The sequence below is a fragment of the Rhizobacter sp. P3_B12 genome (genome assembly GCF_056402895.1).
This window is the reverse complement of record NZ_JBFUGN010000103.1, coordinates 1-11428: the sequence shown is the minus strand read 5'-3', so window position 1 is coordinate 11428 and position 11428 is coordinate 1. Positions and strand designations below refer to the sequence as shown.

Sequence of the window (11428 nt, the reverse complement as noted above, 5' to 3'; positions counted from 1 at the left end):
CAGCTACATCCCGCCGCAGGTGGCGATCGAGGCCACCGCCCAGCTGTCGGCCAGCGCCTCGCTGCTGCACGGCCTGATCCTGCAGCGCGCGCAGGCGCTCGCCGGCCGCATGGGGCAGCTGAGCCACGGCGTCTCCGAGCTGGCCGATTTCCTGATGCTGCAGACGCYGAACCGCAACGAGCCGATCTTCAGCCAGCACACCGCGGTGCCGAATGCGCACCCGAAGGAGTTGCACCGCGACTGCCTGCGCCTGGCCGGCGACCTGGCCACGCTGGCCAGCAGCACGCGCCGCCCGCCCGAATTCCCGCCGTACCGGCACGACGACCTGAACGCCTGCTTCGCGCCGGTGTTCGCCGAGCTGCGCCGCATGCTGACGGCCGTGCTCGAGCAGAACGCGCTGCAGATCGAGCTGGTCGCCCGCACGCACGGCGTGCGCACCGCCGTCGTCGACGACCTGGAGCTCGCGCGCACCGGCACCTTCGTGCTGGCCGTCAATGCGCAGGTGCCGGGCGAGCAGCTGCGCCAGCGCTTCCCGGCACAGACCAAGATCGGCCCGGTCGACAAGATCCGCGATCTGGTCAACCTGCAGCTGCCCGGCATCGGGCTGCGCTCGCTGCCGGTCGCGCCGCGCCAGCTGCCGTTCCATGCGGGGTATTTCTATTTCGAGCTCGACCGCAGCGGCGAGCTGTGGAAGGCCGTCTCGTCCAACGGCCACGTCGCGATGCACATCGCGGGCGACTTCCCCGGCCTCGAGCTCGAGCTGTGGGCCATCAGAAGCCAGTGAAGTAAGCCAGAAAGAACGTGGTGAGCGCGATGAGCCCCTCTTCCCCCGACGATCCGTTTGCCGAAGTCGACACCGGCCGCACCTTCATCATGCCGACGCCGGGCGGGCGCACGACCGCCATGCCCTCGCGTCCGCAGCACGCGCCGCAGCAGCCCGCCGGAGCCGACGTGGCGGCCGACATCGGGCCGAGCGACAGCGGCCTGAACCCGCTGGTGGCGCTGGCGAACCCGCTGCTGGCGCTGGTGCCGCAGATCCGCGCCTCCACCCAGCTGGCCGACCCGGCCGCGCTGCGCGAATCGATCGCCCAGGGCCTGCGCGAATTCGAGGCGCAGGCGCGCGCCCGCGGCATCACGCCCGAGCGCGTGCTGGCCGCGCGCTACATCCTGTGCACGCTGCTCGACGAGGTGGCCGCCACCATGCCGTGGGGCGCCTCCGGCCAGTGGGGCCGCCACAGCCTGCTGGCGATGTTCCACAACGAGACCGGCGGCGGCGAGAAGGTGTTCCAGCTGATGGCCAAGCTGGCCGAGAACCCGGGCGGCAACCGCGACCTGCTGGAGCTGATCTACGCCGCGCTGTGCCTGGGCTTCGAGGGCCGCTACCGCGTCGTCGACGGTGGCCGCGCGCAGCTCGAGGCGGTGCGCGAGCGGCTCGCGCAGATCATCAAGAAGGAGCGCGGCGACTACCCGCAGCCGCTCGCGCAGAACTGGCGCGGCGAGGCCGCGACCCGCCGCTCGATGCTGACCTGGCTGCCGCTGTGGGTGGCCAGCGCCGTCGTGATGCTGCTGGTGGTCGCGATCTACCTCGGCCTGTCGTGGCGGCTGAGCGGCGATTCCGACCCGGTCTACGGCCGCATCCAGGAACTGCGGCTGATCCCGCCGACCCCGCCGGTCAAGCTGCCGGCACCGAAGCCGCGGCTCGCGCAGTTCCTCGTCAACGACATCAAGGCCGAGTTGGTCACGGTGCGCGACGAGGTCGACCGCAGCGTGGTGATCATCCGCGGCGACGGCCTGTTCCCGCCCGCCAGCGCGGCGCTCACCAGCGACCGCGAGGCGCTGATGAAGCGCATCGCCGAGGCGCTGGCCMAGGTGCAGGGCTCGGTGCTGGTGACCGGCCACACCGACAACGTGCGCATCCGCACCGCGCAGTTCCCGTCGAACTGGCACCTGTCCGAGGAGCGCGCGAAGACGGTGCGCGACATCCTGGTGGGCTACGGCGTCGCCGCCGACCGCGTCAAGGCCGAGGGCCGCGCCGATGGCGAGCCGGTGGCCGCCAACGACTCGCCGGCCAACCGCGCGCTGAACCGGCGCGTCGAAATCACCCTGTTCATCTCGCGCGGCGCGACGCCCGCGGCCTCGGCTCCCGGAACCGGATCATGAAGAAGCTGCTCGGTGTCCTGCTCAACCCGTGGTTCCTGCTGATCCTCGGGCTGATCGCGCTGTCCCTCGTCATCTGGATCGTCGGGCCGCTGATCGCGATCGGCACCTGGAGACCCCTGGAAAGTGCAACAGCACGCCTGGTGTTCATCGGCGTGATCGTCGGCCTCGTGATCCTGCGCAAGCTGTGGCAGTACTTCCGTGCGCGCAAGACCAATGCGCGCGTCGTCGACCAGCTGCTGACGCCGGTGGCGGGCACGGCCGCCGACGATCCGGCCAACGCCGAGCTGAAGACGCTGAACGAGCGCTTCCAGAAGGCGCTGCAGACGCTGCGCAACGCGAAGTTCGACACCGGCAAGACGGGCGTTGCCGGCGCGTTCAGCGGCCTCACGTCGCGCCTCGGCAAGCGCTACCTGTACGAGCTGCCGTGGTACGTGATCATCGGCGCACCGGGCTCGGGCAAGACGACCGCGCTGGTCAACTCCGGCCTCAACTTCCCGCTCGCCGCAGCGATGGGGGAACACTCGGTGAAGGGCGTCGGCGGCACGCGCAACTGCGACTGGTGGTTCACCGACCAGGCGGTGCTGATCGACACCGCCGGCCGCTACACCACGCAGGACAGCCACAAGAACACCGACAGCAAGGCCTGGGAGGGCTTCCTCGACCTGCTCAAGCGCAGCCGGCCGCGCCAGCCGCTGAACGGCGTGCTGATCACCGTGTCGGTCAGCGACCTGCTCACCGCCAACGTCAACGAGCGCGCGCAACACGCCGCCACCGTGCGCCTGCGGCTGCAGGAGCTGCACCAGCACCTGGGCATGCGCTTCCCGATCTACCTGCTGGTCACCAAGTGCGACCTGCTGTCGGGCTTCATGGAGACGTTGGGCGAGGTCGACAAGGACACCCGCGCGACGCCGTGGGGCATGACCTTCAAGCTCGACAAGCAGCAGCACACCGATCTCTCGGTGTTCCCGGCCGAGTTCGACGCGCTCGAGAAGCGCCTCACCGACGGCCTGATCGACCGCCTGCAACTCGAGCGCGACCCGCAGCGCCGTGCCCGCATCTACGGCTTCCCGCAGCAGTTCGAGGCGCTGCGCGGGCTGCTGAAGGACTGGATCGACCAGGTCTTCTCGCCGTCGCAGTTCGAGGCCCACCCGCTGCTGCGCGGCGTGTACTTCATCAGCGGCACGCAGGAAGGCACGCCGATCGACCGCATGCTCGGCCGCATCGCGCGCACCTACCGGCTCGAGCGCACGGTGCTGCCGCCGCTGCAGTCCGGCGGCAAGAGCTTCTTCCTGTCGCGGCTGCTGAAGGAAGTGGTGTTCGGCGAGGCCGCGCTGGCCGGCACCGACCTGAAATGGGAGCGCCGCCGCGCCTGGATGATCACGGCCGCCTATGCGGCGCTCGGCATCGTCTCGCTGGGCGTGCTGCTCGCCTGGGGCGTCAGCTACGTCAACAACCAGCGCTACATCGCGAAGGTGGATGCCACCGTCGAAGAAGTGCGCAAGCTGGTGCAGTCGACGCCGAACCGCGCGTCGCCCGACATCCTGGTGCTGCTGCCGGCGCTGCAGGCCACGCGCGACCTGGCGCGGGCCGGCATCGGCGACTCGGTGCCGTTCAGCCACGGCTTCGGGCTGTACCAGGGCCGCAAGCTCGATGGCGCGTCGCAGCAGGCCTACCGCCGCATGCTGACCGACGCGGTGCTGCCGCGCATCGCGCTCGGCATCGAGGACCGCCTGAAGACCGGCCTCGACAACCCCGAGCTGCAGTACGAGGCGCTGAAGGCCTACGTGATGCTCTACGACCCGGAGCGCTTCGACCCGGCCGCCCTCAAGCTCTACGTGATGGCCGACTGGGAGACGAACCTGCCGCGCTCGGTGACCACCGAGCAGCGCGCCGAGCTCGAATCCCACCTCGACGCGCTGCTGGCCGAGGGCCAGGCGGTGTCGCCGCTGCCCGAGGACAAGCAGCTGGTCGCGCAGACGCGGGCCCGCCTGATCGCGACACCGCTCACCGAGCGCGTGTACCGCCGCCTGAAGCGCCAGGGCGTCGGCGCCGACATCCCGGAGTTCACGGTGGCGAAGGCGGCCGGTGCCGGCGCGGGCCTGGTGTTCACGCGCATGAGCGGCCAGCCGCTGACCAAGGGCGTGCCGGGGCTCTTCACCTACGACGGCTACCACAAGGGCTTCCAGCGCGAGGTCGAGCGCGTCGCGCGCACGCTGGCCGATGAAGAGAGCTGGGTGCTGGGCGTCAACGACAGCAATCGCCAGAACGCGCTGCGCTCGCTCGACGTGCAGCAGCAGCTCGCCGACGAGGTGCGCCGCCTGTACCTGACCGACTACGTCACGGTGTGGGAGGAGTTCATCGCCGACGTGAAGATGCTGCCGACGGCCAACCTGTCGCAGGCGGTGCAGATGTCGCGCGTGCTGTCGGCGCCCGACAACCCGCTGGTGCCGCTGCTGAAGGCGATGTCGCGCGAGACCACGCTCGGCGACAGCAAGGACGTGGCGTCGAAGGTCGAGACCAAGGCGCGCGACGCGATCCAGCGCTCGCGCGAGGAACTGCTGCGGCTGCTGGGCAACCAGGCGCCGGCCACGCCGCTCGGGCCGGGCCAGCGCATCGAGAGCATCGTCGACGACCGCTTCGTCGCGTTGCGCCAGCAGACACGGGCGGTCGACGGCAAGGCCGCGCCGATCGACTCGACCATCGCGCTGATCAACGAGGTCTACACGCTGCTGACCGCGGCCGACACCGCGGTGAAGGGCGGCAACGTGCCGCCGCCCTCTGACGTGCCGAACAAGGTGAAGGCCGRGGCCGCGCGGCTGCCCGAGCCGACCCGCTCGCTGCTGAACACGCTGTCGGTCAGCGGTACCAAGGCGGCGCTCGACATCACGCGCAGCAACATCGGCAACTCGATCAATGCCGAGATCGGCGAGTTCTGCCGCCAGGCGATCAGCGGGCGCTACCCGTTCGCGCGCGGCAGCAGCCGCGACGTGACGCAGGAAGACTTCGCCCGCGTGTTCGCGCCGGGCGGGCTGTTCGACGCGTTCTTCCAGAAGAACCTGGTGAACTTCGTCGACACCTCGACGCGGCCGTGGAGCTTCAAGAAGATCGACGGCGCATCGATGGGTGCCGACAGTTCCACGCTGCTGCAGTTCCAGCATGCGGCGGTGATCCGCGACACCTTCTTCCGCGGCGGCGGCACCGCGCCGGGGCTGCGGCTCGACTTCAAGCCGATGGAGATGGACCCGAACATCACGCAGTTCACGCTCGACGTCGACGGCCAGCTCGTCAAGTATGCGCACGGCCCGCAGATCCCGGCCTCGATCCAGTGGCCGGGGCCGCGCGGCAGCACGCAGGTGCGCGTGGCGCTGACGCCGGTGTCGGCGAGCGGGCTGTCGGGCGACACCCGGGAAGGCCCGTGGGCGCTGTTCCGGCTGTTCGACAAGCAGCAGGTCGAGGCGGCCGGCGCGCCGGAGCGCTTCAAGGCGACCTTCAACATCGACAACCGCAAGGCGGTGTTCCTGGTCACCGCGAGCAGCGTGCGCAACCCGTTCCGCTTGCCCGAGCTGCAAGAGTTCTCATGCCCGGGCAAGCTGTGAGCCACGACTTCAGCATCGACCAGTTCATCAGCGGCGTCGGCACGCAGGCGCCGGGCTGGTTCGGCAAGCTCGCGATGCTGGGCGATTTCGCGAGCCGGCGGCTGCCGCAGCCGTTCGTCGATGCCTGCGATGCGTGGTTGTCGAAGGGCATGGACGCGAGCCGCACGCGGCTCGGCGCGCAGTTCCTCGATGTGTACCTCACGGGGCCGATCTGGCGCTTCGCCTGGGCGCCCGGCGTGATCGACAGCGAATGGTGGGCCGGCGTGCTGATGCCGAGCGTCGACAAGGTCGGCCGCTATTTCCCGCTGGTGGTCGCGCAGACCGCGCACGACCTGCCGGAGACGCTGGAGGGCATCCAGGCGCTGGACGGCTGGTACCGGCACCTGAGTGCTGCCGCACTCGGCACGCTGGGGGCCGGTGCGACGGTCGAAGATTTTGAATCGGCGCTTGCGCGCGCGCCGTCGTGGCAGGCCGAGCGGCACAGCGTCGAGCCTGCTGCCACCGCAATGCCGGGCCGGCTGCGCTACACCTATGCGGGCGCCGCGAGCCTGCCGCAATGGATCGACGGGCTGGTGGTGGCCGAGGCGATGCGCCGCTACACCGGCCACAGCCTGTGGTGGCCCGACCATGCGTCGGCGCCCGACGACAGCCTGTCGGTGGCGCCCGGGCTGCCGCCGCCGGACTGCTTCTCGGAGTTGCTGGAGGGGCGCTGGTGAGCGATTCGACTTCGGCGCCGGACGACGACCGCACCGTCGTCAAGACCGGTGCGCCGCTCGACGGCGGCAACTCGCTGCCGAACGGGTTCCGGCTGCAGGAGTACGTGGTCGAGGGCCTGGTCGGCGAGGGCGGTTTCGGCATCGTCTACCTGGCGCGCGACACCCAGCTCGGCCGCGTGGTCGCGCTGAAGGAGTACATGCCGGCGACGCTCGCGACGCGCGGCCCGCAATGCGAGGTCTCGGTGCGCTCGGCGCGCCACCGCGAGACCTTCGAGCTGGGCCTGCGCAGCTTCGTCAACGAGGCGCAGCTGCTGGCCGCGTTCGACCACCCGTCGCTCGTCAAGGTGTACCGCTTCTGGGAACAGCAGGGCACCGCCTACATGGTGATGCCGTACTACGAAGGTCCGACGCTGAAGCAGTGGCTGATCGAGCACGGCCGGCCCGACGAGGCGCTGCTGCTCGGCGTGGCGCACCCGCTGATCGACGCGCTGGAGCTGATGCACCACCAGCGCTGCTACCACCGCGACATCGCGCCCGACAACATCCTGCTGCTGAACCAGCAGAGCACGCAGTTCGGCGGCGCGGCGAGCATGCGGCCGGTGCTGCTGGATTTCGGCGCGGCGCGCCGCGTGATCGGCGATGCGACGCAGGCGCTCACCGTGATCCTGAAGGCCGGCTACGCGCCGGTGGAGCAGTACGCCGAATCGAAGGCGATGCGCCAGGGGCCGTGGACCGACGTATATGCGCTGTGCGCGGTGCTGTATGCCTCGATCACCGGGCGGGCGCCGCTCGCATCGGTGAGCCGGCTCGTCACCGACGACCTGCAGCCGGCGGTGCAGGCGGGGGCGGGGCGGTATTCGCCGCAGTTCCTGGCCGCCATCGATGCCGGGCTGGCGGTGAAGCCGGACGACCGGCCGCAGGACATGGCGGCGCTGCGGGCCTTGCTGCCGGGTGGGCAGGGGCACGGTCTGGGGCATGCGTCGTCGCAACTGCTGGGCAGCAGCACGCGCGGCGGGTTGCCGGTGCCGCCGGACCTCGGTGCGTCGACGGTGGTGACGCCGTCCACGCGGCCGGCCGAGCTGATGCCGGATCCGCATGCGAAGCCGCCGTCGCGGGCCGGCGTCTATGCGCTGGCCGGGCTGGTGGTCGCCGCGCTGGCCGGGGCGGGCTGGTGGTTCGCCGGCCGTGCGCCGGCGCCCGCCGTCGTGGCTGCGGCGCCGTCTGCATCGGCCGCAGGCGTGACGACCGCCACGGCGCCGTCACCGGCGCCGGCCGTCGCCCCCGCGCCGCCGCCGGCCGTGCCCTTCGGCCTGGTCACGGCGCTGCAGGACATCGTGCGCCACGCTGACCCGGTGCTGGGCGTCAACGCACTGGCCGACAAGTCGCAGCTGCGCATCGGCAGCGACCGGCTGCAGTTCCGCGTCAAGTCGTCGGAGGCCGGCTACCTGTACGTGTTCCTGGCCGGCACCGACAAGGCCCACTTCTACCTGCTGTTCCCGAACGAGCTCGACAAGAACAACCGCATCGAGCTGAACCGCGAGGTGGTGCTGCCGCGTGCCGGCTGGCACATCACCGCCGGCGGGCCGCCGGGCACCGACCACATCGTCGCGATGGTGTCGCGCAAGCCGCGCGACATGACCGGCATCGGCGTCAAGAAGGCCGGCGACCAGATCCCCGAGATCGACCTCGGGCTCGCCGGGCAGTTGTGGGCGGCGCGGCAACCGGGCGAGAGTCCCTTCGCCGGCAAGGCGGTGTGTGGCGCCGGCGAGTCGCCGTGCGATGGCAGCTATGGCGCCACCTTGCTGGTGGTCGACGAGGTCGCCGCCGGCGGCAAGTAGCCGCGCCGCGGAACTCCGTACCCCTCGGATGCCACTCAGCGTGGCAATCGACACGAGGAATGGCCATGGCCCTGCACGGACCGGGAGGAGCGGCGAAGCGACCGCGTGGGGAGGCGCCTTCTCCCGCCGTCGACGGGCGGACCGAGCTCGTGCGGCATGTGCGGACATGCCGGCGCATGGCTTGTGAAACCATGGCCCGCGAACCATTCGACCATGCTGTCGGCAGGCTGCTGGCCGGCGACAGCGCCTGGGAGATCAGGCGTCGAGAGAACATGGCGGGCCAAGTCGGGCCCGGGCCGGGCCTTCATGTGTCGGGGCTGCGGAAGCGGCTGCCGGCCGGCAGCATCGCGACATTCGGCCATCGAATGATGGCGCTTCAACGGCTGCCGCTGGGACTCGGCATCCAGCTCGACCCGCAGACGGGCGAGATCTTCAGGGAAGACGGCGGCAGCGTTCGTGCAGCCGCCCACGTGACGCTGGTGCTGCAATGGCTGGGACGTGCGCGRGGGCGCCTGGTGATGGTTGAAGCCTTCGGAGAACAACACGAGCGCAGCTTGATTCAATGCGTGAACTCCGCGCGTCAGTTGCTGCCGAAGAATGCCATCGAGTACATGGATGGCGGCTACCGACTGAGCTTGCCGGCCGAGGTGCTGGATGGCGATGTGCGCACGGTGGGCCCTTTCACGGTATGGCCGGAGCAGCGTGCGGTGCTGGTTGCGCCGCGGGGAATGTCGGAAGTTCCTGCCTACCTGACGGACCGCGAGTACCTGATTTTCGACAGCTTGCTGGACAGGCGAGGGCGGCCGGTGCGCAAGGCTGCCATCGAGGCAGCGAGTCAGACGACAGGGAATCGCATCCGATATTCATACAACGCGTTGCGCTGCAAGCTCGGACCGGAGATGTTCATCGAAACGCCTGGCTGCTACCAGATCAAGTGACGCCGGCCTCCTCACTTTGAAGGCTTGCGGCTCGTGCCCCGACGCGGTCCAATGCGCATCCGACAAGCACATCGAACCGATGGGGAGGCTTCATGGCAGCACGAACGGTGAAGGTCGCAGGCGCAACGAAGGTGGCGAAACCGCGCCGCCCCACCGCCGACCCGCTGCCGAAGAACACCCCGTTCATGCGCGTCGCGCGCCCCGACGAGATCGATGTGCGCGACAGGCCCTACCGCCCGGCCATCGGCAGCGCGCCGCCGCCGACGCTGTTCCCGAAGCACGGGCTGCCGGTCAAGTACCAGGGCGACACGATGGCCTGCACCGGCTTCGCGCTGTCGCTGGTCGTCGAGCACCTGCTGCTGGCCTCGGGCCGCGAGCGCAAGCCTGCCATCTCGCCGTACATGCTGTACTCGATGGCGCGCCGCTATGACGAGTACCCGGGCTCGTCCGAAGACAAGGGCTCCAGCCTGCGCGGTGCGATGAAGGGCTGGTTCAAGCACGGGGCCTGCCGCGAGCCGCTGTTCCCCGGGCTCGAGATGCCGGCGGTGAGCAAGAGCCTGGCCGACGACTGGTGGTTCGATGCCGTCAAGCGCCCGCTCGGCGCCTACTACCGCATCGACCACAAGGCGATCACCGACATGCATGCCGCGCTGAACGAGGTGGGCATCCTGTATGCGAGCGCCGGCTGCCATTCGGGCTGGGACGACGGCATCGAACTGACGGCACTGAAGAAGCGGCCGATCTCGTTCACCGAGCCGAAGAAGGGGATCTGGGAGATCCCGGTCAAGGGCGGGCATGCGCGGCATTCGGGCCACGCGTTCGCGATCGTCGGCTACAACGAGCGCGGCTTCCTGATCCAGAACTCCTGGGGCACCGACTGGGGCTCGTACGGCTACGCGATCCTGAGTTATGACGACTGGATCGCCAACGCGATGGACTGCTGGGTCGCGCAGCTTGGCGTGGTGACGCAGGACCACACCGCGATCTCGAAATCGATCAGCCTGCGCACCGACGCGGCCGGCCGTGTCGCGCTCGCGGCGAGCGAGGTGCTGCGCAACCGCGAGCTGTCGCCGTTCATCGTCAACATGGGCAACAACGGTGCGCTGAGCAACAGCGGCGTGTTCCGCACCCGGCCCGACGACGTGCGCGCGATCGTCGACGTGCAGCTCGCGCAGGCGCGCAAGCAATGGGGGCTGCAGGACGGCGTGGTCGACGTCTGCATCTTCGCGCATGGCGGGCTGGTCGGCGAATCGGCTGCGGCCGACATCGCGGCGCAGTGGATCCCGATGCTGTACGAGCAGAAGATCTTTCCGATCTTCCTGATGTGGGAGACCGACTTCTTCACCAGCGCGCTGAACTGCATCGACGATGCGATCCGCGACGTGCCGCGCAGCACGGCCGCCGGCTCGTCGATGACGGCCTGGTGGAACGAGCGGCTGGAGCGCGTGCTGTCGCGCCCTGGCACGCGCATCTGGGGCGAGATGAAGCAGAACGCCGACGCGATGAGCGCGTACAAGCCCGGTGTGCCGGACGACGAGCAGGCCGGCGCGGTGCTGCTGTACGGGCATTTCAAGCATGGCGTGGCCGACAAGCGCATCCGCATGCATTTCGTCGGGCATTCGGCCGGCAGCATCGTCGCGACCCTGATGATCGATCGGCTCGCACAAGAGGGCATGCGCTTCGAATCGGTGAGCTTTCTCGCGCCGGCGGTGCGCGTCGACACCTTCGACCGCTGCCTGCGGCCGCACCTGGTGACGGGCGTCGTCAAGCGCTACCAGCAGTTCCACCTGAGCGAGCGCGCCGAGCAGCAGGACCACACCTGCGGGCCGTACCGGCGCTCGCTGCTGTACCTCGTCAGCGAGTCGTTCGAGGGGGGGAGCACGACGCCGATCCTGGGGATGCAGCGCTTCTTCGACGCTTCTGCGAAGGGCTTGCCGAACACCACGGCGTGGGTGTCGCCGGGGCCGGTGAGCACCAGCACGACGCATGGGGGGTTCGACGATGACCCGGGGACGCGGGGGCAGGTGGTTTCCTTCATCCTGAAGGGGTGATCGACTGCGGGGGGGCTGCCGGGTCTCGCCCCGGCGGGCGAGTCACTTTCATTTGAGCCCAAATGAAAGTAACCAAAGCAAAGGGCTTTGAAAACCATACGGTTCGTTCAGTCTGGCTGCGGACAACAC

7 protein-coding genes are annotated in these 11428 nt (G+C 69.7%); all 7 read left to right on the top strand.

From position 1 onward, the window contains the following. Positions 1–784, top strand: a 784-nt coding sequence (tssK, locus tag AC1D01_RS08505) for a type VI secretion system baseplate subunit TssK (RefSeq protein ID WP_477865615.1), incomplete at its 5' end; no start/stop codon positions are given. A 29-nt stretch (positions 785–813) separates the two neighbouring features. Beyond that, a complete protein-coding gene (locus tag AC1D01_RS08500) occupies positions 814–2160 on the top strand; it encodes a DotU family type VI secretion system protein (protein WP_477865614.1) in 1347 nt (448 codons plus the stop codon). Further along, the gene (gene tssM / locus AC1D01_RS08495; RefSeq protein WP_477865613.1) at positions 2157–5756 is read left to right on the top strand and encodes a type VI secretion system membrane subunit TssM; all 3600 of its coding nucleotides are present in this window, start codon (positions 2157–2159) and stop codon (positions 5754–5756) included. The genes AC1D01_RS08500 and tssM overlap by 4 nt, the downstream gene beginning before the upstream one ends. Then, entirely contained in the window at positions 5738–6472 is a 735-nt protein-coding gene (gene tagF / locus AC1D01_RS08490; protein ID WP_082004388.1) for a type VI secretion system-associated protein TagF, read from the top strand. The genes tssM and tagF overlap by 19 nt, the downstream gene beginning before the upstream one ends. After that, on the top strand, positions 6469–8310 hold the full coding sequence (locus AC1D01_RS08485) for a protein kinase domain-containing protein (protein ID WP_477865612.1): 1842 nt from the start codon (positions 6469–6471) through the stop codon (positions 8308–8310). Before tagF ends, AC1D01_RS08485 begins: the two co-directional genes overlap by 4 nt. A gap of 191 nt (positions 8311–8501) precedes the next feature. Then, positions 8502–9248 (top strand): hypothetical protein, encoded by a 747-nt coding sequence (locus AC1D01_RS08480; RefSeq protein WP_477865611.1) that lies wholly within the window; start codon positions 8502–8504, stop codon positions 9246–9248. Between the two features lie 92 nt (positions 9249–9340). Further along, positions 9341–11299 (top strand): C1 family peptidase, encoded by a 1959-nt coding sequence (locus AC1D01_RS08475; protein ID WP_477865610.1) that lies wholly within the window; start codon positions 9341–9343, stop codon positions 11297–11299. Positions 11300–11428: the final 129 nt, after the last annotated feature.

Excerpts from the sequence above, each read along its gene's own strand:
- tagF (WP_082004388.1), top strand. The coding sequence starts at position 5,738 with ATGCCCGGGCAAGCTGTGAGCCACGACTTCAGCATCGACCAGTTCATC.
- AC1D01_RS08475 (WP_477865610.1), top strand. The coding sequence starts at position 9,341 with ATGGCAGCACGAACGGTGAAGGTCGCAGGCGCAACGAAGGTGGCGAAA.